Annotated in this window: 27 protein-coding genes; 8 read left to right on the forward strand and 19 right to left on the reverse strand. The window is 40.1% G+C overall.

The window, feature by feature from the left end:
* Positions 1-36: 36 nt before the first annotated feature.
* On the reverse strand, positions 37-1038 hold the full coding sequence (locus SJY16_RS12195; protein ID WP_377889516.1) for a hypothetical protein: 1002 nt from the start codon (positions 1036-1038) through the stop codon (positions 37-39).
* A 95-nt stretch (positions 1039-1133) separates the two neighbouring features.
* Positions 1134-2312 (reverse strand): BMQ_0737 family morphogenetic spore coat protein, encoded by a 1179-nt coding sequence (locus SJY16_RS12200; RefSeq protein ID WP_377889517.1) that lies wholly within the window; start codon positions 2310-2312, stop codon positions 1134-1136.
* A gap of 152 nt (positions 2313-2464) precedes the next feature.
* On the opposite strand from SJY16_RS12200, the gene SJY16_RS12205 reads away from it, so the two are divergent.
* Both SJY16_RS12205 and SJY16_RS12210 read left to right on the forward strand, forming a co-directional pair.
* Positions 2465-3295 carry a hypothetical protein gene (locus SJY16_RS12205; RefSeq protein ID WP_377889518.1) on the forward strand — a complete coding sequence of 277 codons (831 nt, stop codon included), beginning with the start codon at positions 2465-2467 and terminating at the stop codon, positions 3293-3295.
* A 74-nt stretch (positions 3296-3369) separates the two neighbouring features.
* On the forward strand, positions 3370-3501 hold the full coding sequence (locus SJY16_RS12210) for a hypothetical protein (RefSeq protein WP_377889520.1): 132 nt from the start codon (positions 3370-3372) through the stop codon (positions 3499-3501).
* A gap of 39 nt (positions 3502-3540) precedes the next feature.
* Here the strand turns inward: SJY16_RS12210 and SJY16_RS12215 are convergent, their stop codons facing one another.
* Positions 3541-4836: an SLC13 family permease gene (locus SJY16_RS12215; RefSeq protein WP_377889522.1), complete on the reverse strand. Its 1296-nt coding sequence runs from the start codon at positions 4834-4836 to the stop codon at positions 3541-3543.
* A 9-nt stretch (positions 4837-4845) separates the two neighbouring features.
* Positions 4846-5571 (reverse strand): glycosyltransferase, encoded by a 726-nt coding sequence (locus tag SJY16_RS12220; RefSeq protein ID WP_377889524.1) that lies wholly within the window; start codon positions 5569-5571, stop codon positions 4846-4848.
* A gap of 193 nt (positions 5572-5764) precedes the next feature.
* On the opposite strand from SJY16_RS12220, the gene SJY16_RS12225 reads away from it, so the two are divergent.
* Positions 5765-6517, forward strand: coding sequence for a sulfotransferase domain-containing protein (locus SJY16_RS12225; protein WP_377889526.1), 753 nt, complete (start codon positions 5765-5767; stop codon positions 6515-6517).
* A gap of 33 nt (positions 6518-6550) precedes the next feature.
* Here SJY16_RS12225 and SJY16_RS12230 read toward each other — a convergent pair whose 3' ends face one another.
* From SJY16_RS12230 to wecB, 8 genes are all read right to left on the reverse strand, one after another.
* Entirely contained in the window at positions 6551-7528 is a 978-nt protein-coding gene (locus tag SJY16_RS12230; RefSeq protein WP_377889527.1) for a glycosyltransferase family 4 protein, read from the reverse strand.
* A gap of 79 nt (positions 7529-7607) precedes the next feature.
* Positions 7608-8822 (reverse strand): glycosyltransferase family 2 protein, encoded by a 1215-nt coding sequence (locus SJY16_RS12235; protein ID WP_377889529.1) that lies wholly within the window; start codon positions 8820-8822, stop codon positions 7608-7610.
* Between the two features lie 22 nt (positions 8823-8844).
* On the reverse strand, positions 8845-9582 hold the full coding sequence (locus tag SJY16_RS12240; protein WP_377889531.1) for a glycosyltransferase: 738 nt from the start codon (positions 9580-9582) through the stop codon (positions 8845-8847).
* 158 nt (positions 9583-9740) lie between these two features.
* A complete protein-coding gene (locus tag SJY16_RS12245; protein WP_377889533.1) occupies positions 9741-10514 on the reverse strand; it encodes a sulfotransferase domain-containing protein in 774 nt (257 codons plus the stop codon).
* Between the two features lie 42 nt (positions 10515-10556).
* On the reverse strand, positions 10557-11459 hold the full coding sequence (locus SJY16_RS12250) for an NAD-dependent epimerase/dehydratase family protein (RefSeq protein WP_377889535.1): 903 nt from the start codon (positions 11457-11459) through the stop codon (positions 10557-10559).
* On the reverse strand, positions 11456-12280 hold the full coding sequence (locus SJY16_RS12255) for a dTDP-4-dehydrorhamnose reductase family protein (RefSeq protein WP_377889537.1): 825 nt from the start codon (positions 12278-12280) through the stop codon (positions 11456-11458). Before SJY16_RS12255 ends, SJY16_RS12250 begins: the two co-directional genes overlap by 4 nt.
* A complete protein-coding gene (locus tag SJY16_RS12260) occupies positions 12277-13266 on the reverse strand; it encodes a polysaccharide biosynthesis protein (protein ID WP_377892212.1) in 990 nt (329 codons plus the stop codon). Before SJY16_RS12260 ends, SJY16_RS12255 begins: the two co-directional genes overlap by 4 nt.
* A complete protein-coding gene (gene wecB / locus SJY16_RS12265) occupies positions 13253-14350 on the reverse strand; it encodes a non-hydrolyzing UDP-N-acetylglucosamine 2-epimerase (protein WP_377889539.1) in 1098 nt (365 codons plus the stop codon). The genes SJY16_RS12260 and wecB overlap by 14 nt, the downstream gene beginning before the upstream one ends.
* 208 nt (positions 14351-14558) lie before the next feature.
* On the opposite strand from wecB, the gene SJY16_RS12270 reads away from it, so the two are divergent.
* Positions 14559-14981, forward strand: coding sequence for a hypothetical protein (locus tag SJY16_RS12270; RefSeq protein WP_377889541.1), 423 nt, complete (start codon positions 14559-14561; stop codon positions 14979-14981).
* A gap of 29 nt (positions 14982-15010) precedes the next feature.
* Here SJY16_RS12270 and SJY16_RS12275 read toward each other — a convergent pair whose 3' ends face one another.
* Positions 15011-15949: a glycosyltransferase family protein gene (locus tag SJY16_RS12275; RefSeq protein ID WP_377889543.1), complete on the reverse strand. Its 939-nt coding sequence runs from the start codon at positions 15947-15949 to the stop codon at positions 15011-15013.
* A 70-nt stretch (positions 15950-16019) separates the two neighbouring features.
* Positions 16020-16244 (reverse strand): hypothetical protein, encoded by a 225-nt coding sequence (locus SJY16_RS12280; protein WP_377889545.1) that lies wholly within the window; start codon positions 16242-16244, stop codon positions 16020-16022.
* Positions 16245-16496: 252 nt separating this feature from the next.
* Here SJY16_RS12280 and SJY16_RS12285 point away from each other — a divergent pair, with 252 nt between their 5' ends.
* Positions 16497-16838, forward strand: coding sequence for a hypothetical protein (locus tag SJY16_RS12285; RefSeq protein WP_377889547.1), 342 nt, complete (start codon positions 16497-16499; stop codon positions 16836-16838).
* Between the two features lie 92 nt (positions 16839-16930).
* Here SJY16_RS12285 and SJY16_RS12290 read toward each other — a convergent pair whose 3' ends face one another.
* On the reverse strand, positions 16931-17728 hold the full coding sequence (locus tag SJY16_RS12290; RefSeq protein WP_377889549.1) for a UTP--glucose-1-phosphate uridylyltransferase: 798 nt from the start codon (positions 17726-17728) through the stop codon (positions 16931-16933).
* A gap of 199 nt (positions 17729-17927) precedes the next feature.
* On the opposite strand from SJY16_RS12290, the gene SJY16_RS12295 reads away from it, so the two are divergent.
* The 3 genes from SJY16_RS12295 to SJY16_RS12305 are packed head-to-tail and all read left to right on the forward strand — an operon-like array spanning position 17928 to position 21462.
* Positions 17928-19208, forward strand: a complete 1281-nt coding sequence (locus SJY16_RS12295; RefSeq protein ID WP_377889550.1) for a UDP-glucose dehydrogenase family protein — start codon at positions 17928-17930, stop codon at positions 19206-19208.
* Positions 19205-20152 carry an NAD-dependent epimerase/dehydratase family protein gene (locus SJY16_RS12300; protein WP_377889552.1) on the forward strand — a complete coding sequence of 316 codons (948 nt, stop codon included), beginning with the start codon at positions 19205-19207 and terminating at the stop codon, positions 20150-20152. Before SJY16_RS12295 ends, SJY16_RS12300 begins: the two co-directional genes overlap by 4 nt.
* A 5-nt stretch (positions 20153-20157) precedes the next feature.
* Positions 20158-21462 (forward strand): glycosyltransferase family 4 protein, encoded by a 1305-nt coding sequence (locus tag SJY16_RS12305; protein WP_377889554.1) that lies wholly within the window; start codon positions 20158-20160, stop codon positions 21460-21462.
* A 31-nt stretch (positions 21463-21493) separates the two neighbouring features.
* Here the strand turns inward: SJY16_RS12305 and SJY16_RS12310 are convergent, their stop codons facing one another.
* From SJY16_RS12310 to SJY16_RS12325, 4 genes are all read right to left on the reverse strand, one after another.
* Positions 21494-21742: a hypothetical protein gene (locus tag SJY16_RS12310; RefSeq protein ID WP_377889556.1), complete on the reverse strand. Its 249-nt coding sequence runs from the start codon at positions 21740-21742 to the stop codon at positions 21494-21496.
* 118 nt (positions 21743-21860) lie between these two features.
* A complete protein-coding gene (locus SJY16_RS12315) occupies positions 21861-22601 on the reverse strand; it encodes a hypothetical protein (RefSeq protein WP_377889558.1) in 741 nt (246 codons plus the stop codon).
* Positions 22567-23685, reverse strand: coding sequence for a CotS family spore coat protein (locus SJY16_RS12320; protein WP_377892214.1), 1119 nt, complete (start codon positions 23683-23685; stop codon positions 22567-22569). The genes SJY16_RS12315 and SJY16_RS12320 overlap by 35 nt, the downstream gene beginning before the upstream one ends.
* A gap of 137 nt (positions 23686-23822) precedes the next feature.
* On the reverse strand, positions 23823-24962 hold the full coding sequence (locus tag SJY16_RS12325; protein ID WP_377889560.1) for a glycosyltransferase family 4 protein: 1140 nt from the start codon (positions 24960-24962) through the stop codon (positions 23823-23825).
* Positions 24963-25439: the final 477 nt, after the last annotated feature.

A 25439-nucleotide genomic window follows, 5' to 3' on the forward strand; every position in this document is an offset into this window, starting at 1 on the left:
AACGAGATAGTGAGAGTGGGCGAAAACTCGATCGCTTTAATAACTGATGGCGATTTGATTCGATGTTTTGATTTTGTAATCTTGTTCATAAAAATAAATGAATCCTTCCACGACAAACGGTTCATGTATCTCGGATTTGAACGGAATTTGAAAATTATCGATTCCGATTTGACCTCCAGGTTGAATCGACACATCGCCAAGCGGCGAGACCCATATCTCACCTCGATCTCTCGCTTTCGACATCCAGTCGCTGTCCATGAACGTCCATTGTGTTCCGCTCGTTGCCCCTCTCGTCTCCGCTTGCTCAACAGTTAGGATTTGACCCTTGATAATTGCTGTCTCAGCAGGACGAAAACGGAAACACACAACAGGATTCTTCAACGTCATACTTCCACTGTTCGCGATCTGAAGGTCTCCTCTAACAATGAACGATTTCTTATCTTGTACGATGATGGAGTAGTTGAAATACGCTAACGATTTGAGTTTCTCAATGGTTTCGGTCGATTGTGTATTATTTACCTCATTGCCCTCTGTTCGATATTTCATTCGTCTTTCGTAATCTTTCACCTTCGTTTTGAACTGTTGAATTTGTACTTCCTTTTCATTTATGTCATTTTGCATTGTTGTGAGAAGCTGTTCGTAATTTTTGATTCGCCCTTCTGAAACTGCTCCCTGGTATTTCTTTTCGAGAGCTTCAAGCTTCACCTTTAGATCGTTGGAAGTCTTCTGTTTAACGCCGATCTCCTTTTGGGCTTTTTCAAGGTCAACTGTTAGACGAGTACGTTCCTCATCTAACGTCTTGATTTTTTGATGTGCATCATTTAATTCTTTCTCTAATTCTTGCATCCTTCCTTGCGCTGCTTCAAAAGACTCTCCTTTCGCATCATTTTCGTATTGTAATTCCTCCATTTTCGTTTCGACCAACTGGAGATGATCTCTTACAAATATCAGTTCCTTTTCAAGCTCTAGTGATTTTTCTTGAAAGTATTTTGTTCTGGTAATCAATCTAGAGTAGCTTAACTTTTCATCCTGTTTCACTTAGCTCCCTCCCCTCCCTATTATATGTATGAACTTATGACCCCTGTTCATAACAAAAAGGGCGAGATCTCTCTCACCCTTCTTATTGTTCTATCTTAGTGATGCTTCTTGTACTTTATGTCATCGAAATTAATACAGTTGTCGATTGTTAAAGCGCCAGTTTCTGCTTCAACTACACCAGAGTTGAATACAGTGTCGCCTCTACGGTCGTACAAGTGTACTTCGAAATCGTTTCCTTCTTCTGTATCGACAACAGCTAGCTTGAACTCACATCTGATACCATTCTTCATTCTTCCTGAACCGTTGATCATGAATTTCACACCATCATCCCCACATGGTACGCAAACTAGGGAATCTTGATCAAATGACTCTGCTGTAAATGAAAAGTCCATCGTACCATCTTCCATGTTTGAATCATTGAATGTAAATGACATATTGCTTCCTGTCATACTGCAATCAGGGCAAATATTCAGCTTCATTGAGATGTTTCCTTCATATTCTGGGTTACCCGTTGATCCGCTAGCTTCACCTGCTACAGTACAGTCGCAGCTTGGTCTTGGGAAAATATCTGGACACTGCTCAGGGAACGTTACTGGTGGACACCATTCGTCAACATCCTCAGGAGCAATTAAGTCGTTATCTCGTGGTGAGCAGAATTTAGCAAGTACTTCAAGCTTAACTTCTGCTTCAACTTGAATATCTACACAGAAAATGACTTCTAGATCAAATGATTGAGGTACAGGACAATTCAACAAAATTGTTCCAGATGGAATGCGAGCAATGATTTTTGTGATTCTGCAGTAAAGGTCTGTTCCGTCCGGATAACATAGAACGAAAGATTCTAATACAGAAGCGTTACAGTTAACTTCTGTAACAGTCTGACCATGACGGTCAACGACCTTTACTTTCACGTCGGAAGTGAAGAGTAAATCGACGAGCTGAGCATCAGCATAACCTCCACCAGGTAATACGACGTTCACATCTCGTTTCTCTCCAACCTGTTCGCAAAGAAACTCCTCACAGTGGTCGCTATCAGATAGCGGAAATAATGGTGGCGCCTCGGGTGTTTGTGCAACGATCCTAAGTGGACGTCGACTAGGATCTTCCATTGCACACTCTATCTGTTCTAACTGATCGTCAGAGAATTCAATATTCTTTGACACCATCAGTTGGTCCGTTACCCAGTCGTAAACTTTTTGAACGCGAATACATTCATCTTGCAAACTGTTTGTTGCAGTTGGAATGGATCGGTTCGGATTAGGCTTGTGACCCATATAGTTCATTCCTTTCTTCACATTATAGGTTGATTCACTACATATTATGGAATTAGGAGAGAAATGCAACAGTAAAGGCTGCCCAAATTTCTTTTCACTGGCAATCTTGAACGTAAGCTTTGAATCCAAATCCGTAGAAGGAGTGTATTCATATGGAACAACTCTATTGGGAAGAGAGAGCGATCGCGACACTAACAAAAGAAGAAAGCAGGCACCTTAAGACTCTCTTGCCGTACTTTGGACTTTCGGTAGATCCAACTTCAAGAATAGTATCAGGTGCATTTGAGCGTATGGTGGTTAACATCATTGGGGCGAAGGATGATTTATTTCAAACACTGAAGAGGAACCTTACTCATACTGGGGTGCTTCTAAAACGAAATACGAACGAGGTGTGTGATTTAACTATCTCCGTTGAGAACCAAGACGGTGGTCCTCATCCGATCACACTAAGAGTCAACAATATGAACTACTACCTTAAACCACTCCAAATGATGACGACTCACGTTCAAGACCAACTCCACAAACGATTCTGGCTGCCTACCGTAAGCTACTCATTAGCATTTCGGTTTCAATCTTATGTATCGCATAACGTAGCTGAATGGCTAAGCTATGCGATCATTCAATCGTTTCATAGAGAAGAACTACAACCTACCTCAAATGTAAGCTTTCAAGAATATCAAACGATCGTAAAAAAAGTCCTTCTTCCTATTAACAAGTCTTTTGCACAGTTTCAGTTACAGGAGTCAGAATCTGACTGGCCGGATCTGCCACCAGAACTTTCTTCCTCTAATCAAACGAAACCTGCTCCGGCTAAGAATCAGAAAAAGAAGGGTCTCCTTCAGGAACAACCCGTTTTAAGCCATCAGATCGAACCATTTAAAAACTCAAAAACGAATCAGCATACACAAACTTTTAATCCATTTAAATTCCAGAACAGGGAAAATCGGCGCTCCATTATAAATCCCTTTCAAAAAAAGCGTTAAATGCCTATACCCAGTCCTTCTATTTTGAATAAACTAGATCAAAACATCGATCGCGTTTTAATAGGAGGATTACTATGTTAAAGAAAGATATACAGGATTTATATAATAAAGCAAAACGCCGCCCTCGCGGAAAAGCTCACCCTTCAGCACCAAAGAAATCTGGCTGTAAATCGTGTGGGAAAGTAACATGGAAACCGAATAAATAGCTAATAAAAGCCACCTACCAATATTTTGGGAGGTGGCTTTTATATGAGCGGCCAGAAGATCGGGATCAAGTACAGTGTTGTACACATGACGATGAGCTTTACTGGTAACCCTGCTCTCACAAAGTCGAAAAACCGATACTGGCCTGCTTCGTATACGATTAAATTCGTTTGATAACCGAAAGGGGTTAAGAAGCTCGCTGATGCGGCAATGGCGATTGCAATCGCGTACGGCTCAACGTTGAATCCTAGTTGTTCCGTCATATACAGCGCGATAGGAAAGACGAGGGCTGCTGCTGCGTTGTTTGTAATCAATTCCGTAATGACAGAGGCTACGATATAAATTGCGATTAGAAGAGGGAAAGGACCGAATTCACTTAAAGGCAGGATAAACGTATTTGTCATCATATGAGCTGCACCTGATTGCTCAAGTGCTACAGCGATTCCAAGAGCAGAGCCGATGATAGCAAGCAGTGACCATGGTATTGAGCGGAAAGCTTCCTTGACCGAGACAACTCTGAGTAAGAGAAAGATGAGGCACGTAATAAGAGCTCCGTTCGCCATTGAAATCCATTGCAAACTAACACATAACAACATAATGAAAAATGAAAAGTATATAAAGGATTCTCTTTTTGAAACAGTTAATTTCTCAATTGGCCGAGGAGGAGAATCGATCTCTTCATATGGAATTTCAGGTAAAACTTTATAGCCATACACACTCATATAAATGATAACTGCAATCGTGCTTGGTACACCTACAAGCGCAAGTTCAAACATAGTAAATCCGCTATAACCATTCTGCACGAGCATAGAATGAACCAAAAGATTTGTTGACGTTCCAATCAATGTACACATCCCGCCTAAGATAGCAGCATAAGATACGGGAATTAAGTATTTCGATGGATAAAACTTATTTGCAATCGCCCATTTCCTTACAATTGGTCCGAGTAGAAGAACAAGTGGGATATTGTTCAGGAAACCAGACATGGCTGATACAATTGCCATAAGCTTCATATTGTTATTTGATCCTTTATTCGTTGATCTAGAAATCTTACTTGTAATATAAGTTATAATGCTAGTCCTCTGAATGGCCGTAATAACTACAAATAATGCACCTACCGTTATCACGCTCTGATTAAGGAATCCTGATAAGGCCTCTAATGGAGAAATTACGCCAATTAGGAGAAGGATGATGACGGCTGAGATAAATGCTACATGTGCTCTTACCCACTCGCGCATCAATACGATAAACATAATAATAATGATGCTAACCGTGATGAATCCATACATGGTCATGATGACAACTTCCCCACTCTCCTGTTCTATCTTTTTTTGCAAGACGCCTTTCTACCGGCGCCTATTTGATTTAATTTCATTAATAATTTTGCGGTTCATATTACGAAGGTGTCTCCGTCGAACGATTTGGATTTCTTTTCTAATTGCAGCCTCATTTTTTTTCGTTCCCATTTCCTCATGGACCCGATAGCGTACGAGAGGTTGATTTAGAAAATAGAAATCATGCTTTTGCACGATTCTTAACCACAAATCATAATCATGCGTGAAGGGAAGCGATTCATCGAATTGTCCTAGCTCGCTAAACAGAGACATTTTCATCATGATGGTGCATCCATTAATCGGACAATTGACTTTAATCTTTCGGTAAAACAATAGCCGATTTTGGAAATGAACCCCGATCTGATCACTCACGACTGTACTATTATGATTCATGAGAACGTAAGATGAATAGCTGATAGCCGCACCTGTTTGTTTCATGAACGCCATTTGTTTCTGAACTTTATCAGTTTCATAACTATCATCTGAGCTTAACCAACAGAAGTATGTGCCTGTGGCTCTTTTGATTCCTGCGTTCAAAGCGGTCGCCGTTCCTCCATTTTCTTTTTCTATATAAGTGATCGATTGTAAGTATGGAGTAACTTTTTCTTTGTGTTTAGTAGACCCATCGTTTACAACAATGATTTCAATATTTTGATAGGTTTGATTTAGAGCACTTTGAATAGCCTCACCAACGTAAGCGCAATTGTAAAACGGAATGATGATCGAAACCTTTTCCACCGGTCTCCCCCCTGGATGTTCTTATTCTTAATAAAATATGCAATGAGTGACATTTTGTATTGGACATTCCTCTATCTCAAGCAATTTGTGCAAAACACTATGTATGAACCGCTTATTAGTGAGACCAACTCATTACAAACGCATAAAGTAATAATAAGAGACTCCTAGAAACCATGCAGAGAGGATTTTTACGTTGACGAACAGCAAGATTAAACCTTTTTTTGCAAACTCAATTGCTAAGAGCGGAACGCATTTAATGAAACAACTCTTGGAAGGTCACCCCTCACTTAACCACAGAGCTTTCATCTATCCCGGACATTTAGATCAGCTACAAGATCATAAAAAGACGTTATCCTCATTAACACAAAATTCATTTGCTAATGGCCACCTCTTCCACTCCAAGGAGTATGTAGCGCTTTTTAAAGAATTACAGCTGAAACAACTCTTCTTATACCGAGATCCGAGAGACATCATTGTCTCGTATTGCTACTTCTTCATGAGATTCCCAGACCACCCTTATCGTCGGTATTTCTTAGAAAACAATCTTTCAATCAAAGACAGATGTCTGCTATTCATTAATGGAATCGATTCAGATACAATCAGAAGGCCAAATATAGCAGCTTGGTACACCAAGTTCCTCGGTTGGAAGAATGAATCCAATGTTCTACCCGTTTCCTATGAATCCCTAGTGGAGTCAGAGGAATCACAGCAACAGCAGTTAGAGAAAATAGTAAACTTTTTTCAGCTGGAATCGAATCCAAGGGCAATAAAAACACGTGTAAAACAAATGCAGGCAAATGTAGATACGAAAAAGTCGATTACGTTTCGAAAAGGTCAGGCAGGAAATTGGAAGCAAGAGTTTGATAAAGAGGTAAAAGATGCTTTTAAAGCGGTTGGAGGAGACCTTATTATCCAATTAGGTTACGAAAAAAATAACAATTGGTAAAAGTGGAAGAGGGGACCCCCCTCTTTCACTCATTTACTTTTTAAAGGAAGTAAGTGCTTGTTCAAATTGATTCACACTTCGATTCCATGTCCATTTTGCAGCTTCCTTTCCTCCTTCTACCCTGAGCTTGTTTCGAAGGTTCGGTTGCTGAATCAAAGTCGATACATCTCGAAAAAGTTTATTTTCATGACGGTAGGATAATAAGCAGTTCTCTCCATTTCGGCAATAATCCATATTGCCCCCAGAGTACACTGTTGCAAGAGCTGCCCCACACTTCATTGCTTCAAGCCCCGGCAATGAAGCTGTATCGTACGTAGACGAGCTCACAAAAATATCCGACCGATTTAAAAACATATTAAGTTGCTGATCATTTAGCGGTGTTAACGATTGGAACAATCGGTTTCCATGAACTTGTTTAAGCCACCTTGAAGATTTCAGTTCGGAAGGTGGAGTGATTAAATTAATCTTAATAGCGGGATAGGTTTGCTTCAGCTTTGTGAATACGCTGATTAAATATTCCTGCTCTCGATGCCACGAGTATCCTCCTTCTGTAATTCGAACGATCCCGCTAACCTCAATTTGTTTATTGTCTTTTCGGATATTCATATTTTTGAACACATCACTGACCCCAACAGGTACGATTTTTCCTTCGATACCGTGATTCAGTTTGATGAGTTGTTGCTGCCAGCTTGAGAGTACGATTAGATTTTTACTAACGTGATAGCTCTTGAAGGATGCTTCATGATCATCTAGAAAAACCGGTTCATAACACAGACTGATACGTACATGAACGCCTTTTCCCGCTAGACTAGCCTGCTCACATACATTTGTTAATGTATAAAAGTTCGATACGATTATATCGCTCACCGGGAAGTCTTCTGCTTTGATCTCCGCTCTCGGAGTACGGATAACCTGTACTTTATTCGGGTATTCAATAACCCCTCCAGGAGGCATAACGAAAGTCACATGATGCCCTTTGTGTGCTAAACCATTCGCTAGTTCAACTAACATCCTTTGTGCCCCGCCCTTACAGAGAGTTATTGCAGCAAACGTGATTTTCATAGCATTGTTCCTTTCAACTTATTTTTGTTTACAGCTTCTCTAATCGATCAAAACATTCTAGAAACTTCGTAAACTCTTTCTTCTGTCGAATTATTTCAAGCTCTTTCTTCAGTTTATTCATTTGTTCCATAGTCAAATATGTTGGAATCAAGCTCTTCAAAGCTTCTTTATTTGAGCATTTCTTTCCGATATCGCGTAACATCTCACGAAAAACTTTTTTTGTTAACATGAAATCATTCGGATGTGTTTCGCATAGCTTTTGATAATTTATCAATATTAGATTGACCTCATGTAGATTGAATGGGACAGGTAAGAAGGTAAGGCTAATAATCATGCAGTCAACTGATCGATATGTTTCTTGGAAACGATAATAATTTTTTTTCGACTCGTCTGTATTGTGAGTTGCTACAGGGTGTTCCTGGTGATAGCTGATTAACCTTGGGTCAGTAAGGTATTGCGCCCCATTCTTATACAAACGGTAGCCCATTTCACAGTCGTCCCATCCATATCCTGGATACTCCGAGAACAATCCCACTCGATGCATCGTTTCTTTTGAAACTGAGACATGTCCAGTCCCAAAGAGCTGCCAAGGGATACGGTAATTTTTTAACTTATAGCCATAGTTATCTAGGAGAATGCGTTGATAAAATACTTCGTAATGGGTAGGTAATGTAAGAGTTTCGTAGGTTTGATTATAAATGTCCGCTCGATTGATCAATGGTTTTCTGCCTTGTGCTAGTTGGAAATCCTTCACTTTGGCTTTCAAATCTGGGCACGCGTTTGTTAATTCATAGCACTCCTCGAGCTGATAATCTGAGAAGTCTTTAAACAAGACAGAGTAAAGTCGTTTAATAAACATGATACCTGTGACAACAACGTTTTTATTCTGCCTATGATAGTTGTAATGAATCATTAAGAAATTAGGTCTAACCATGATCTCTGCATCAAGAAAGATTAGTACTTTCCCTTTCGCTTCCTTCACACCTCTATTTCTCGCTGCTGCTCTCCCAATATTTCTTCCACAATCGATATACTTCAGATCAAATGAGAAAGAATGATGATTCATTATTTCCCGCGTTTCGTCCGTCGAACCATCATCGATTAAGAGGACTTCTACTTTTGACAAATCAAAGCTTTGGTTCTGTAATGAAATAAGTGTGAATAAATTTTGAGGAAATTTATTGTAAGTGGGGATGATGATACTAATCTCAAACTCTTTGTCAGTCTTTTTACTTTCAACCATGAACTCACCTCGCTCTTTCACATCATTCAATGATGCTTCTTTTTTGTTCCTCTACAATTAATTCATCGATCACACTTTTGTAACGGTTCTTCAAGGTCTCAATTTCAATCATCTGTTCACCACTATAGAGTTCAGAGCCCATTTTGCCATGCTTTCGATAGTATAGTAGGGTTTCATCGTCCATACTTTTTATACGAGCATGTTTTGCGATGCGAATCCACATATCATAGTCCTGGGTGTATTTTAACTTTGGATTAAATAATCCTGCTTTCTTGAATATCTCCTTCTTCACCATTACAGTACTTCCGTTGATCGGACAGCTATTTCGCAAATGATTGAGAAAAGCAATCGTAGTCTTAAGCCTTGTTCCTACACTTTCTCTAAACACTACGTTATTTTCATCGATTAAACTAAAGTTGGAATATACTAAATCTGCACCCGTACGCTTCATATACGAGACTTGTTTTGCTATTTTCTTAGGTAAAAAAAGATCATCGGAACTTAACCATGCGATCAACTCACCTGTCGCTAGACCGATACCACGGTTAAGCGCAGTTGCGGTTCCACCGTTCTTCTTGTACACATATTTAACCTGTGATAAATATGGGAGAATGAGTTGTTTGTGCATCGTTGATCCGTCATCTACGACAATGACTTCTATATTTGTGTAAGTCTGATTCAACGCACTTTCAATCGCCTGATTCACGTAAGCACAGTTATAAAATGGAATGATAATACTTACTTTTGGACTTTCGTTCACTGTCTCCAAGCCTCTTCTCACGTTAAATTATCTTATAAAGTACCTACAACCTTAACTATCATTATTCTATGTTTCGTTTGTTTGTCCGACTAGACACAAACCCATGATTTTCCATAAACAAACAAAAAAACGGCACTTGTCTACAAGGCCGTTTTCGATTACCAATTTGAATTTATTTCATATCCCAGTGATGCCAAGAGATTGCCGCTCTCTTTCTTGAACAGCTTTTTTAATTCGTGATCGAACTCTTCTTGCCAGCCACCTATCGTTCCTTTTCTAAATGTGGGTGATGTAGCAGGATCAATGTTGTTAATCATGTTACCAACCATCCACGCACGAGATTTCGGTACTCCGTTTTCTCCCCAAAGGAACTTTACTAAATGATGAAGAACAAGGTTTCTACTTTTTTCTGAAGAAATGAGGTCTTCGAACCGAATGGTGAATACATCTGGACGATTTTTCCATTCTGAGAAACTTTTATACCATTCCTCTACATTCGGCTGATATGGCTTCTTCGGCGTGATCGGCTGACCACCCTCTATCAAGAATTTGATTCGATCTCGATGCGTGAATCCCTTTTGTGTGAACGTTTCATACAAAGGATGAATTGGTAAGGTTGGAATAAAATACGCATAAGAAACAACAACGTCACGTGGGTCTCTCATCACAAATATCTTTTTCATATTTAACTTTGTAAAAAACGCATCCCAATCATCCGAACAGAACACATGTCCATTCACAAATTCGTTCTTTTCTAGACTTTCAGTTCTTGAGAGCTGAAGCTTGGGTTGATTGTTAAAGTGGCCAAACATCCCTTTATCAGGATAATGTTTCATCCCAGGAATTCCAAGCAAAATCTGCTTTAACAAATGTGTGCCACTCTTTGGAATTGAAATCATAACGAAGGGATCTAACTCTATTGATTTAGACAATGTCGTTCCTCTCTTTCTTGTATTAGTAGTACCAATGGCACTTTAGCAATTTTGACTCCGAAAATACGCTAAGGTATCTGTTAGGCTTTGGTGAAGGGAGTAACTCGGCATCCAGCCAAGATTTCTCATGTGTGAAACATCCGTAGGTTTCACTACCTCTACTTCGCTAACTTTCTTATCGATTACGAAATTGGGTACATTTGTCAATGACTGAAGTTCACCAACTACCTCTCGAATCGTCACAAGCTTTCCTGTAGCTATATCGTATGTGCGGCTTCTTTCACCAAACAAAAATAATTTCTCATACGCTCCTACTGCATCCCTAACATCCAAAAAATCTCTTTTTGCAGCGAGGTTCATGATGTGAAATCCATCTATTTTCTTCTCTCGTTCCATCTGTACGATATGATTCGTGATCAATGCACATATACCAGACGATGGTCCAGGACCTATTAAATTCGTTGGTTTAGCAAGTACAATGTCCAGGTTAAATAAGTCTCCCCAATGGATAGCGACCTGTATTTGCACTGTTTTACTAAGTGCATAAGGATGATGAGGCTTCTCCTTGAGCTCAGGGTTATATTGAAGAGCTGAGCCAACCAATACTATTTTTGTCGAAGGTGATGATGTTCGTACAGCCTCTAACAGATAAATCGTCGACAATAGATTCGCTTCCATCGTCTTTACTGGATTTTCCCAAGATGACTGAACAGAGTTCGATCCTGCAAGGTGAAGAATATAGGTTGGTTCCTCAACTCTTATTAAACAATCGACTGCTTTCTTATCCGTTAAATCACATTGGATGACATGAATTCCTTCGCAAACAAAACTGGTTTCTCGAACAACCGCTGTAACGTTCCAACCCTTTTGCTGAAAGTGTCTACATGCTTGCTGTCCAGTAAAGCCAGCAGCTCCAGTAATGAGAATGGAAACGTCATCACTCATCTTTCCATCCAATCCTTAAGTTCTTTCATCATCGTTTTATAATGAGGCGGTGTATATTTGAAATCTTTCCGCGTATTTACGATTGTCCGATCTAACACCACAGCTTCATCTGGAATAATCTCAACATCCTTCTTATGAAACGTTTCCTTAAACAACTGAAGCAGTTCATATTTAGATATCTTTTCATCGACACACAGGTGGTAAAGGCCCGTCACGTCATTCTCAAGCAAACGGTCGACCGCCTTCGCAAGTTCCAGTGTTGTAACGCCGTTCCACATCATATTCTTAAACCCTTTTATTTCTCCTTTTTGTTTCATAAACCATAGCAATAGACCGATGCCATCCTTCTTCAGCTCTGGTCCAACGATAGAAGTACGAATCGTTAATGAACTGTCATCATTCACTTCTCCCATTGCTTTTGTCTTTGCATACACAGACGTTCCATCTTTCGAATCAACCTCTGTATAGTCACCTTTTTCTCCAGAAAAGACACAGTCTGTACTAATATGAACAAGCTTTCCTCCATACCTCTTCGTTAACTTAGCAAGCTGATGAGGTAACAAACTATTCACTTGAAACGCTTCTGTTTTGTTTATCTCAGCATGTTGATTCAAAATACCAATCGCATTGATCACAATGTCAGGTTTATGGTGATCGATTAACTCTTCTACCTGACTCGGTATCAACACATCTAAATAAATTCCTCCATCACTATTGCTGTCCCGGCAAGTATAGGAAACATCCCATCCATCTTTTTGCCGGAAATAATCTACGATCATATGTCCGGCCATTCCTTTTCCACCTAAGACAAGTAATTTCATGAAATGAATCCACCTTTTTGGAGCAGTTTCTTCAATTCATCTTTCGACATTAAGTTTTCACTAGAATTATAGTTTTCTAACTCAACTTGTTCGAAATTAGCGTAATATTCCTGAAGCCCGTCTACCGTAATGGATGGAAGAATGACAAAATACTCTTTGTCATAGTAAACGGTACTTTGACTCTCATATTCTGAGAATAAGAGCTCGTGCAACTTTTCTCCGGGTCGAATACCTAACACTTCAACACCTACGTTCGATTTACCTGATGCTTCAATCAATACGTCGGCAAGATCAACGATTTTACAAGTAGGCATCTTCATAACGAAAATTTCTCCGCCCCTGCTTTCATATGTCGCTTTGAAAAGCAGCTTGATCGCATCTTCAAGAGTTAAGAAAAATCGAGTCATCCGTATATCAGTAATTCCGATTTTCCCACGTTCTTCAATCTGATTCTTAAACACATGGATAACGCTCCCATTCGTACCTAGAACGTTCCCACCTCTCACGCACACAAATGTCGTATTAGACTTCAGCACGTTTGCGTGAATGATCAACCTTTCACCCATTGCTTTCGTGAATCCGTAGAAATTCGAAGGATTTGCTGCTTTATCCGTTGAAATATAGATTACTTTCTCAACGTTATTGAGGATTGCAGCATCGATCACATTTTGAGTACCGATGACATTCGTCTTCATCGCTTCTAAAGGCTGATCTTCACAAACAGGCACGTGCTTAAGTGCAGCAAGATGAAAAACAAAGTCTACACCTTTCGTGGCCTCGATCAATCCGTCTTTCTCTTTAATATCGCCAATAATAAACTTCAACTTTTTTTCTTGATGAAATGCTCGTTTCATCGCGACTTGACTGGACTCATTTCTCGAGAAAACCCTTATTTCACTCGGCTGTTTTTCAAGCAGCTGTTTAACAAGTTCATTTCCCCATGATCCAGTTCCCCCAGTTACCAATATCGTTTTATTGTGGAACAACATGTAGCCCTCCCATTAAAAATTTCACCACTTTATCTGAAACTGCAACGTCTCCATACCCTTCAGGAAGATCCCATTCAGAAGGTTGACTCACCATCACGTTTACCGCGCGCAAAATATTTGTTGCATCTAAGCCCGACACAATGTTACTTCCACACGCAATCGTTTCTGGTCGTTCCGTCGTTTTACGAATCGTAACGGTAGGAACATGAAACAAACAACATTCTTCCTGGACCGTACCACTATCCGTCAACACACATATTGCGTTTTGTTCAAGCTTTACGAAATCAAAGAACCCGAACGGCTCATGAAATTCGATGAGTGGATGTAGCTCGATCCCTTTCAGATGGGCTAAACGCGACTTTGTGCGTGGGTGAACACTGCAGATCATTCGTTTGCCATGTGTTTTTGCAACATGGTTGATTCCTTGCAAGATTTCCTTTAGATTTTCATCATTATCCACGTTTTCCGCTCGATGAGCAGTTATGAGAAAATAATCCTTTTCCTTCAGCTGAAGATCCTTGAGAATCGTACTTTCAGTGATTTTTTGGCGATTATGTCTCAAAACTTCATTTATTGGATTTCCAGAAACATACACTCGGTTTGTCGCTATACCTTCACGAAGAAGGTTTTCTTTGCTCTGAGGCGTGTACGGAAGATTAAAGCTAGAGATCGCATCGATCACACGACGGTTTTTCTCTTCAGGTACAGACCAATCAAAGCAGCGATTTCCAGCTTCCATATGCACAACTGGAATCCCCATGCGCTCTGCTAAAATAGCGCTTAACGCACTATTTGTATCTCCTAACACCAAAACCTTATCAGGCATTTCTTTTTTGAATATGATTTCAAGCTCTCGATACATCGTCGCGAGCTGTTCTCCTAGCGATTGTTGCTGATTGAATAACATATAATCAGGATCTCGTATACCGAGCTCCTTAAAGAAGATGCTGCTGAGGGTGTTAGTGAAATTTTGCCCTGTATGGATAAGTATGTGCTTATCTGCCAGTTGATCGAGCTTGTTTATAATCAAACTCAACCGTATGATTTCAGGCCTTGTACCTAAAACTGTAATAATTTTCATCGTTCATTCCCCCTCCTGCTAGAATTCTAGGACAGCTTACTGATAGGTTATGTAAGTTATTAACAGTTTGATATGGTTAGCACACTATATTTGTAAAAAAACAGCATTCAGCTTTCCTATTTATTTCTTATTAATAATTAGAGACTTGTCCATTCAAATATCTTTTCGTTGAATACACTATGAGTAAGTAAGGAAAGTAGGTGATACCATGATTAAACAAACAATTTATGATTTTAAAGCGAGTGTCCCAACCTCAGGGAGTGAAACATTAAATCGAAACATTCCAACATCTCCTTCGTCTATCAAACTTGCTCAGTTCGGACTTTATGTTCCTGCGCAAGCAGATTTTGTTCAGCTTCATGCAACTGTGGGTGTAAGAGCAACCGCACTAAATCCAACCGTTTTATTTAAAGTTTTCAGAGATACAGGCGTAATATTTTCAACTAGACATTCATTAGACCTGGACCTTTTTGACCTCCAAACAGTTTCATTTCAAGTGATTGATGATAATCCTCCCGCAGGTGCATATTCGTACTACATTACTGCAGAACTAGATGAATCTATTTTTCTAGATAGCGCATCTGTCGTCGGACCAATTACGTTTACTGGCTATTCGATCGGCAAGGTTTAATACACAAAAAAGACGTAAGGGAAGCACTATCACCCTCGCGTCTTTTTGCTATCTGCAATTACTTTCTCGATGTGTTGCATCAGCTCTTCTGCCCTTTTGGATGTTGAATGGTTCGCTTGAACCATCTCATGGCCTGCTCTCGCAATCCTTATCCGTTCTTCCTCGTGCTGGAGATAATATGCTGCTTTTTGAACTACATTATGTTCGTTGACTGAAACAAACGTTTTCCCATCAATAAACCCAAGGTCCGTTAATTCTTTTGAAGATGATGCCAATAGGAGAGTATTACAAGCTGGGGCTTCAAAATATTTTAGAACAGGATAGTGATAGATCGAGTCACAAGTAAGGAATATCTTCGCGCGGTTTAATTCCTTCGCATAAGCTTCACCTGCTAAATGACCTTTCGCAATTTGTTTATAGCCAGGATGTTGATGGTATTTAAAATTCGAAGCAGACTTCAATTGGTTATACATACTCGCTCGTAGTGGATAAAAGTTTGGAAACAAAGCCCCCATCATCAAATAATCGATACTCTTTCCTATCTGGTAATCTTTAAAGATCGTTGTTTCTACATGATGAGGAAGCCATACGAAACGATTATGAAATTCCGGATACGACTCCATGAACGCTTCACGATAGTAGCCAAAAACCACCGAGACATTGCCCTTTTCAACAAATCGTTTTCGCCTCAGTTTATGATAATGAAGATCATGCATGAAGATACCCACAGGAATCGTTGTTGACTCAACCCCTCTTATATATGGACAGTAAGTAGGATGTAAATCGTTCAATAATATAAAATCAGGTAAGCTTGAGATTTGTCGTATGATGTCCGATAAGTTCCCATGCTCGTGCCAAGTGATGACGTTCGCTCTTTTTTGCAACTCTCTTACCAAGTAAAAGCTGCTTCTTTCTACATGCTTAGACAGGTCCTTTGTTATAAATAATATCGTTCTCTTTTTTTGCATAGTCCGCACCTTCCTTTCTAGCAGAATATAAAAAAGGTTTCACATATGTGAAACCTTCCTGAGAACACTATTACATTTCGATGGATACTATCTGAGCTGTACAAACAAGCAATTCATCAGCCTGTCCTGAAGTTCCAACTGGAGTGAATATTACATAGTCTGCACCTATTTCTTTAATTGTCACACCTGCAAGATCTGGTGTTCCATCCCCATTTTGAGAACCTTCCACATAAACCATCGCAATGATCGCATTTGAATTTTTAATCTGGTATAGTTTCGAAATCAATGTTCGCATACCATATCTCCTCTCACTATATATTCTAGGTTTGTTCAACCTACTTTAATATAAGTATGTATCCAAAAAATGGTTGTTTGGACAAATATCCTTTTTTCTGAAAATAATTTCTAAAAGCTATGAATTTGAACAGTTAGATAACTATTTTGTTAAAAAATGGTTATATTGCTCATACACTTTGTACCGGCTTCTAATACATTATGGTAAGCCTGAAAAAAAGTCAGGTTGATCTTTGTAGAAGGAGGAATAAATATGAGAAGTCTTTTTGACGATTCATGTTGTGGTAGAGTAAGACCAGCATCAACTTGTAAAGGCTGTGTATGTAGCGTGTTGAACCGCCTTGCAAACAGCAATAACTGTGACGTGCTGGCTGACACAAGAACAGTAGTGAACCTATTACCAAAAGGCCAAGCTGGGTATTTATTTATGGATGGAGCATTTGATCCAACGCCATTTACCTTTTTGGGCTTTGAACAAAACAGCTGCTGTGCACGATTCAGTTACGAACCAGCAGATGGAGCTACAGGAACTAGAATGGTTATCATCGACTGCAATACACTTGCAGGAATCTCTCGCGTTCCACAAGTACAATAGATTTTCTTCATCGATGAAGGTTGCTGAAAAGCAGCCTTTTTTTTGAAAAGTAAAAAAGCCTCAAAGTGCTAGAAGCTTTTCATTCGTTTTGTTTATGCTTGATTAATCGATTGAATCAACTTGATATACTCCTCTTCTTTCCCAATATCAAATCGCTCTCCAGACGAAATTCTCGCGAGACACTTCTCACTCCCCAAAACATCACGGATCGCGTCGGTTAATTGAATCTCCCCTCCTGTTCCAGGATGTAGGTCATTTAACTTCCGATAAATGCTGCTCGTAAAAATGTATCGCCCTGTCACAGCCAGATTAGAAGGAGGATTTGAGACAGGCTTTTCAACGATATCTGAAATATCATACACACCGTCTACTGTAAGCCTTCCTTTAATAACTCCGTAATCTTTGAGATGTTCAGCCGCTACTTCTTTCACGGCAATCACATTCGAATGATGTTTCTCATGTACCTCCATCAACTCAGATAGTGCTGGCGTCCCTAAGAAAATGTCATCTGGAAGAAGTACTGCAAACGCTTCGTCTCCTGTGAACGGTTTTGCGAGTGAAATTGCATCACCTAACCCCTTCGCATGAGATTGTCGTACATATTGGATATGGACGTTAGGAACCTTTGTTTTCTTTAACAAGTGTGTTTTGTTCACTCGTTCGAGGAATGCTTCAAGCTCTAACGAATGATCGAAGTAATCCATGATAAGGTTTTTTGTTCGTGAGATGACGATCAGAATTTCCTCTATACCTGAAGCAACAGCCTCTTCTACAACATAATGAATGGCAGGCTTTCCACAGATTGGGAACATCTCTTTTGGTATCACTTTTGTGATGGGTAGGCTCCTTGTACCATACCCGGCTGCAGGAATCACTGCTTTCTTTATCATACGTGCTCCCCTTCCCCTAATGATCTATTTAATACCTTATTCAATATAAAAATCACAGTAACTTGTCTACGGAAAAACAGGCGAAGAGCAGATAGGATGAATGCCTATTTATGACCAACTCACGCATTTTCATCACACCAACCCCTTCAAGCCTAATACGATATAAAGTAATGTGATTGCTATTGGAGGGAACACTCGCATGGATATATGTATCGTTGGTGCTGGCTATGTTGGTCTAACGACAGCAGCATTGCTTGCTGATCTTGGACATAACGTCCATTGCATCGATAAAGATATAAATAAAATCGAGAAACTAAATCAAGGAATTTGCCCTATTCACGAACCTGGGCTCGAGGAGCTGTTACAAAAGAACACCCAAAACGGACGCTTGATTTTCTCTGATGATCGTGAAGCATGTATGCTTCATTCTCCTATCATTCTCGTTGCGGTAGGGACGCCACCGAAACCGAACGGGGATACAGATTTAACAGCGTATAAGAAGGTCTTTCAACATATTTCTCAAAAGATCACCTCACATAAAACCATTATCACAAAAAGCACTGTTCCTCCTGGTACGAATGAGTGGGCACATACCTTTTTAGTTGATAAAGGAATCGATGACAAGCTGTTCGATATTGCATCAAACCCCGAATTTTTACGTGAGGGTTCAGCTGTTTACGATTCTTTTCATCCAGATAAGATCGTCGTCGGTGCAAAGTCTTCAAAAGCAATAAATATAGTGAAGGAACTCTATAACGAGCTGTCAGCTCCAGTGATTGAAACGACTCTGACAGGAGCAGAATTGATGAAATATGCATCTAATGCGTTTCTCGCTACTAAGATTTCGTTTATAAACGAATTTGCTAGAGTTTGTGATCAATACCAGGTCGACGTCACGGACGTTGCTACATCTCTCGGAGTTGATCCGAGAATCGGCCCACACTTTTTGCAATCAGGTCTAGGATATGGGGGCTCGTGCTTTCCGAAAGATCTTGATGCACTCGGTCATGCAGCACGGAAGAAACGCCTTTCCACTCATCTCTTAACTGCCGTTAAACAAGTGAACAACCAGCAGGTCGATTATTATCTCAAGAAATTAGAGAAGAAGCTAAAAGGTCTTCAAGGCAAAAGGATATCTGTTTGGGGGCTTTCCTTTAAACCGAACACAGATGATATAAGGGATTCACCATCGATAAAGCTTTGTCAGAGACTAATACAGAGTGGTTGTTCTGTCTTCGCATTTGATCCAAAAGCAAACGCCGAGAACTTATTCATACACGAAACAACTAACATGTATGATGCGTTATCTGGTTCTGATGCATTGATTGTTGCCACCGACTGGCCTATGTTCAAGTCACCTGATTGGGAGAGAGTTCGGAATGAAATGAAAGGAAGAATTGTAGTGGACGGTCGAAACTTTCTTAACCCTGAAGACATCAAGAATGCTGACTTAACTTATCTTGGGGTTGGGCGATCATGACGATTCTCGTTACTGGTGCTGCTGGATTCGTCGGTTCTCATTTGTGCGAACAGCTCCTGAAAACATCAGAAACCAACGTGCTCGGAATCGATCTCAACATAGAAGGCAATCAAACAAAAATGAGAAACGTGAAAAACCTGCTCAAACACCCAAATTTCAAACTATATGACATCGACCTTTTGAAAGAAGACCTTTCAGCGTTCATGAAGAACGTAGGTGTAATCTATCACCTTGCAGGAATTCCTGGAGTAAGGTCGAGTTTTGGTAGTGATTTTGAAACGTACATCCTTAACAATGGGTTAGTCACACAAAGACTTCTAGAAGCATCTCGTCATTACAATATAGACAAATTCATCTATATCTCCACATCGTCCGTCTATGGTGAGAAAGCTGGAATAGTCTCTGAAAACCTATCAACAGTTCCTCTTTCTCCATATGGCGTTACAAAACTCACCGGTGAGCAGCTTTGTCACATCTATCATCTTTACTTTCAAGTACCGACCGTAGTTCTACGATACTTCACGGTGTACGGACCAAGGCAACGTCCAGATATGGCGTTTCATCGATTTATCAAGCAGATGCTAGAAGATAATCCTATTACAGTCTATGGAGACGGTTTGCAATCAAGAGACTTCACATATATCGATGACTGTGTGCAAGCGACGGCGGCCGTCAAAGATGCTGAATGCGTTATTGGAGAGACGATAAATATTGGTGGAAAAGAGCGAGCAACCGTACTAGAAGTCATCTCGATTATTGAAGAGCTACTCGGTCGAAAGGCTAAGATTGATTTTGTTACAAAAGCAACCGGCGAACCTATGCATACCTGGGCAGATATTTCGAAAGCACAAAAACTTTTAAACTATCGTCCAAGCGTTGGATTGAGGGAAGGCTTAATGAACGAAATCATTGACTTGACTGATCTATATGATAGAAAGGAATGAACATATTGAATATCGCCTACGTTTGCACAGAGAAGCTTCCATCTCCCGCTGTAAAAGGTGGCGCGATTCAGATGATGATCGATGGTGTCATGCCCTTTATAAAAGAAAACCATTCGATGACCGTTTTCTCTGTTCAGGATCCAGAACTCCCTGACTATGAAGAAGTAGAATCCGTCACCTATATTCGAGTTCCTCGCGAAAACTACAGTCAAAACGTCGCAGAAGAATTAACGGATATGGATCCCTTTGACCTCATCCATGTTTTTAATAGACCTAAAGCAGTAATCCTCTATAAAAATGTGATGCCAGAAAGTGAGATTGTTTTAAGTCTTCATAATGACATGTTTACTGAGCGAAAGCTTAGTGATGAAGAAGGGTTAAAAGCCATTCAAAGCGCTTCACAGATTATGACAGTAAGTAACTATATAAAAGGGACCATCTTGAACCGCTTTCCTGAAGCTGATGACAAAATTCAAATCGTCTATTCCGGTGTCGATCTTACTCAATATCATCCATCATGGACGGAAGAAGGAAAAAAGATCAAACAAAGATTGAAGCATAAATATCGTCTATCGAATCGAAAAGTCATCCTTTTCATAGGCAGACTCAGTAAAACAAAAGGGCCGCATCTCCTGATCAAAGCGATGCCTGCCATTCTTAAAGAACATCCTGATGCGGTTCTAGTGATATGCGGTGGGAAGTGGTTCAGTGATAATCGTATGAATGAATACGTATCCTATCTTTACAAGTTAGCTGAGCCTTTAGGAGATCACGTTAAGTTCACGAAGTATATTCCTCATGAAGAGATTCCCAAAGCCTTTTTGCTCGGCGACGTTTTTGTTTGTAGTTCCCAATGGCAGGAACCTCTTGCACGCGTTCATTATGAAGCTATGGCTGCTGGCGTTCCACTTATAACCACGAAACGCGGGGGAAATGCTGAAGTTGTGACACACTTGCATAACGGTCTTGTTGTTGGAGCTTATCGACGTCCTTCTTCCTTCGCTAGAGCTATTTGCGACTTGCTAAACCACCCTGAGAGAGCCACTGAGATGAGTTTAAACGGACGTAAAGTGGTCGAAGCAAACCATTCGTTTCATCATGTAGCAGATCGGTTAGAAAACGTTTATCAAAAAGCCTTTCGCAAAGATGAGCCTCAGCTAATACTAGACGAAGAGCATGTTTCTCCAATGTATTCACCTGAGGATGCTGAGGTTGTGCCGATTGATCCTACAGGAGCGAATAAGAAGGAACCTGAGAAAGTAGAACCACTATGGATCTTCGATAGAAGTTACAGAAATAAAAAAAGATAGAACCGGTCAATAACCGGTTCTATCTCTTTTTTTATTCGTCTTCCTCTTCGTCCTCTTCACTCAATTCATCTTCTTCATCATCTGCAAGAATCTGAGTTTCAGCTATTGCTTCTTCTTCAGCTTCTTCTTCCTCTTCGTCATCATCGAGGTCAAATTCAAATGAGAATTCTTCCCCATTCACCATCTCAAACGATAGTTCAACCTCTTCCACTTCTCCTCCTTCTAGCATTTCTTGCAGCTTTTTCAATATTTCATCGTGCTTCTCATGATGCGCCATCATTATTCCCCTTTGTTTTTTTACTTGTATTCTCGTTAAAGAATTCTTTATAGATTATGAGATTCAGAAGATCTTGTATAGGACAAATGAATCTATTTCATCTAGAAAGTTAAACCTATTTTTAAGCCGGGACCCATAGAGATGATCGTTTCATAGGAATATCGATGATTCGAACCTTTCCATCCCAATCTAGCTCATCTTCGTCTTCGTCCTCGTCGTCATCATCTTCACAGTCAACTTCTTCATCATTATCTTCAATATCCAGCTCTGGCGCATCTTCGTCTTCACATATGACGATCACTTCTTCTTCAGTTTCTTCCATTTCACCTTCTTCAGCAACTTCCATCAAAATAGGTTGCTCACACCCACAATTTTCATTGAAGAAGTTATCCTGATTTAATACTGCACAGCGGAACCTGCTTTTCCCTAAGTTTCGAGGACGCCCTATTTCCTTCACGATAAGTGAATATTCCTCGTTTCTACCACCCATCTCTAACTCAACGCCCTCAACGCTCGTTTCCTTCGCATCCACGCTCGGTTTATTTACAAATTCTTCAACTTCAACCAATTCACTTGCGCCTTCTAAATGCTCACCAGGAACAGGGTTTGGCTCTTCCACTCCTACTGTTACGTTAGGAATGTCGATGATCGTTCCATCTCCATGGGGCAATTCTTTAAGGGTTGTGCTTGGGATCGGAGGTGAAGTGAGTGAAGAGTTTGTATCCACTTCTAACGCTTGTTGCCCACTATCGATAATTTTCTCGTATTCTGCATAGCTCCACCCCATAGAACCAGGAGGAGAAAATCGGAATTCTTCCAGTTCTAATTTAGGAATCGCTTTCTGCTCTGAAACTTGTTTCATCGTTTATGACACCTCCTTTGATCGCTTTGAAAATCCCATCAAAATTCATAAGAAACTCTTCTTTCGAATTCTCAACGGCTATAATATTTCGAATATGCATCAAGTATTTTTCATCCGACCATGAACGCTTCTGGCTAAGATAATATTTATGAGCGATTGCACAGAAAAGGTGAGGAAACTTCAAATCTGTCCACAAAATCCGATACTGCCCTTCTGTTAATGGATGGATTTGATCATAGTGAACGAGCATTTCTTCAGCAAGCTCATGGTCCCAGACAGCAAGCTTCTTCATTACCTTATTCATCAATATACGAATATCTCGAGACGGCAAATCAGCATTAACTGAATGAAGGTCTCTCATATACGCTGCACCATCTTTCTCGATCAAACGCGCCATAGTGAAGTCCTGCTGACAGAACATCTTCGACTCGAACACTTCGTTCGTCCATTTAGAAAACTCCGGATTGTCAAGTTCAGCTAAGGCTTCTTTCGCACGTTCTAGCATCAGATCCACCTGCTGAAGAAATAAGATCGAGAATTGATCCGTCGTATAGTCTTGAGCAAGTTTCTTATACCCTTCTAATTCTTGAATTTTCCATCTGTATAACTTATGCCACTTGTCTATCCTGCTTCGCTTTTTACTTCCTTCAGGCTGGACATACCCTTTTGACGCATTGTGAAATTGACCAATAAACGCCATCGTCTTCTTCGTTTGTTCCTTATCATAGTAAAGCATCGTTTCGCCTTCTATATCCTCATACAATACGTAAGCGTGATCTTCACCAGCAAGGATCAATCCATTATTTCGAGTTCGTATTAACTTTGCAATCGGCATTCCTTTTTCTTGGAGATGCCAATGTGCACCAGCAATATACAACATTCTGTCAGGTCGAATAAACTCCTGACGCAGCATCATCGTCCCTTGCTTCGTTTGCACGCGCCACTTCGTTCGCCCTTGTCTACTGAATATCAAATGAACGCTAATTGGTTCAACTGGATAGTAACGAAGGATTTGCTTCAGTTCTTCTAAGTTAGCCGTTTCATGCGCAAGAGAAAAATCACCATCGTCAGCTAAGTCTTCCATGTCTTCGTTTAAGTCATCGATCTCCTCAGCATCATCAGTGTCCTCAGTTACATCTTCTGCTTCTTCATCAACTTCCATGTCTTCTAGCTCCTGATCAAGATTCCATTCTTCTTCCACAATCATTTCCCTCTCTTCCTCTACCGTCTAGCAGCATGTTCATAAACGGATTTTAAGTTAGATGCGACTCGATTCCACCCGAACTTTTCTTCCACAAAACTGCGACCAAATTTACCATAACGATCGCGCGTTCCTTCGCTTGAAAGAAATGTATGGATCATCGTTGCATATGCATTCGGTTCATCAAATTGATGAATCACATTTCCATTTTTCCCCTCAACGATCACCTCAGGATTTCCTCCACGGTCACTCGTTAATACAGGTAACCCTGCAGCCATCGCTTCATAATGAACACGAGCAAGTGGCTCTTGCCATTGAGAACAACAAACAAATACATCCGCCATTGAATAGAGCTTAGGTATATCTTTTGGCTCTACGAATTTAATGAACGTAATGTTGTCTGGGTACATGGCTCCAAGGGTATAGAGGTGCTTCACATAGTTATTCACATCGTTCTCACCGAACCACTTTGAACCGATAAACACCATATGCGCATCTGGGTGTTGTTCAATAATCTTTGGTAAGGCATGGAGTAAGATATGAGGACCTTTAACTTTGCTCAATCTCCCAACAAAGAGAATGACTTTTTTGTTTTCAATATTGAGCTGAGACTTGATTGAATTTCTTAACTCCCTCCCCTTTGAGGTCCATCTCGGGTGATAAGCATTTAAGTCCACACCTGAATAAACTGTTTGCACTTTCCCACGTGCTGAAGGAAAGCGATCTGTGATCGTTCGCCCGATATAGTCACTTACGGTTACGATTTTAGAAACAAGTGAGATACACGTTTCTCCTTCTTCGTCTTCCATTTTCCCTTGTGCAAACATCTCATTATGGACACTTAGGATAAATTTGCTAGTAGGTGATGCTTTCTTTAATCGTTCAATCCATGTCGGGCGATTACAAACATGGATCACATCAAATTTTTGCTCACTAAGCTCTTGAATAAGCCCCTCTAAATAATCCTCCTGACTGATTCGAATGTAATGGACACCGTTACTTCTTTCCCTTGATTCCAAATTAACGTCATCGATCGAAATCACTGTTACATCATGATGGTTTGCTAGAAGCTTTGAAACAGCTTCTAAATAGATCTGGATCGCTCCACCTCTAATAGCTGGAACTGGCAACTTTTCTGTTGCAACTAAGGCTATTTTCATGTTCACCCTCCTTTATATCTTTTAAAAAATACCGTATTCGAACGCCGCATGACGTCTAGCTATTGAACGATAAGCGGAAAAAGACACGATTTAAAATGCTGTTTATAAGCATGATACGAAGGAACAGAAAGGTTGTGCGAAATCCAAATCGTAAAACATAAAAAGGGCTTTGCCACCTCCTTTATCCACCTATTTTTTCAATAGAATAGATGAAAATGGTGACGTGGCTATCCCTATCTCCATACCGTATTAGGAACAGATATGATAGGTAGGTGAACTTATGGAAACTTGGCACAATAAAGTGGGACCTTCACAAGAAGAATTTCGAGGACCGAATCAGGTTGTATTTCGTTCGGGGAAGGAAACGGAAAACGTTGATAAACCAACTATCAGCATTGATACAAATGCTCATGATTCTTTTCAAAGAATCGAATTAGCTAATGTTGTGGATGAAGAAAAGGAGGAAGAAGGAACTGC

It is taken from the genome of Alkalihalobacillus sp. R86527 (assembly GCF_042466185.1).
In the GTDB taxonomy this organism is placed as follows: Bacteria; Bacillota; Bacilli; order Bacillales; family Guptibacillaceae; genus Guptibacillus.

Excerpts from the sequence above, each read along its gene's own strand:
- SJY16_RS12200 (WP_377889517.1), bottom strand. The coding sequence starts at position 2,312 with ATGGGTCACAAGCCTAATCCGAACCGATCCATTCCAACTGCAACAAAC.
- SJY16_RS12205 (WP_377889518.1), top strand. The coding sequence starts at position 2,465 with ATGGAACAACTCTATTGGGAAGAGAGAGCGATCGCGACACTAACAAAA.
- SJY16_RS12210 (WP_377889520.1), top strand. The coding sequence starts at position 3,370 with ATGTTAAAGAAAGATATACAGGATTTATATAATAAAGCAAAACGCCGC.
- SJY16_RS12230 (WP_377889527.1), bottom strand. The coding sequence starts at position 7,528 with ATGTTAGTTGAACTAGCGAATGGTTTAGCACACAAAGGGCATCATGTG.
- SJY16_RS12235 (WP_377889529.1), bottom strand. The coding sequence starts at position 8,822 with ATGGTTGAAAGTAAAAAGACTGACAAAGAGTTTGAGATTAGTATCATC.
- SJY16_RS12250 (WP_377889535.1), bottom strand. The coding sequence starts at position 11,459 with ATGAGTGATGACGTTTCCATTCTCATTACTGGAGCTGCTGGCTTTACT.
- SJY16_RS12255 (WP_377889537.1), bottom strand. The coding sequence starts at position 12,280 with ATGAAATTACTTGTCTTAGGTGGAAAAGGAATGGCCGGACATATGATC.
- wecB (WP_377889539.1), bottom strand. The coding sequence starts at position 14,350 with ATGAAAATTATTACAGTTTTAGGTACAAGGCCTGAAATCATACGGTTG.
- SJY16_RS12270 (WP_377889541.1), top strand. The coding sequence starts at position 14,559 with ATGATTAAACAAACAATTTATGATTTTAAAGCGAGTGTCCCAACCTCA.
- SJY16_RS12275 (WP_377889543.1), bottom strand. The coding sequence starts at position 15,949 with ATGCAAAAAAAGAGAACGATATTATTTATAACAAAGGACCTGTCTAAG.
- SJY16_RS12280 (WP_377889545.1), bottom strand. The coding sequence starts at position 16,244 with ATGCGAACATTGATTTCGAAACTATACCAGATTAAAAATTCAAATGCG.
- SJY16_RS12285 (WP_377889547.1), top strand. The coding sequence starts at position 16,497 with ATGAGAAGTCTTTTTGACGATTCATGTTGTGGTAGAGTAAGACCAGCA.
- SJY16_RS12290 (WP_377889549.1), bottom strand. The coding sequence starts at position 17,728 with ATGATAAAGAAAGCAGTGATTCCTGCAGCCGGGTATGGTACAAGGAGC.
- SJY16_RS12295 (WP_377889550.1), top strand. The coding sequence starts at position 17,928 with ATGGATATATGTATCGTTGGTGCTGGCTATGTTGGTCTAACGACAGCA.
- SJY16_RS12300 (WP_377889552.1), top strand. The coding sequence starts at position 19,205 with ATGACGATTCTCGTTACTGGTGCTGCTGGATTCGTCGGTTCTCATTTG.
- SJY16_RS12310 (WP_377889556.1), bottom strand. The coding sequence starts at position 21,742 with ATGATGGCGCATCATGAGAAGCACGATGAAATATTGAAAAAGCTGCAA.
- SJY16_RS12315 (WP_377889558.1), bottom strand. The coding sequence starts at position 22,601 with ATGAAACAAGTTTCAGAGCAGAAAGCGATTCCTAAATTAGAACTGGAA.
- SJY16_RS12320 (WP_377892214.1), bottom strand. The coding sequence starts at position 23,685 with ATGGAAGACTTAGCTGACGATGGTGATTTTTCTCTTGCGCATGAAACG.
- SJY16_RS12325 (WP_377889560.1), bottom strand. The coding sequence starts at position 24,962 with ATGAAAATAGCCTTAGTTGCAACAGAAAAGTTGCCAGTTCCAGCTATT.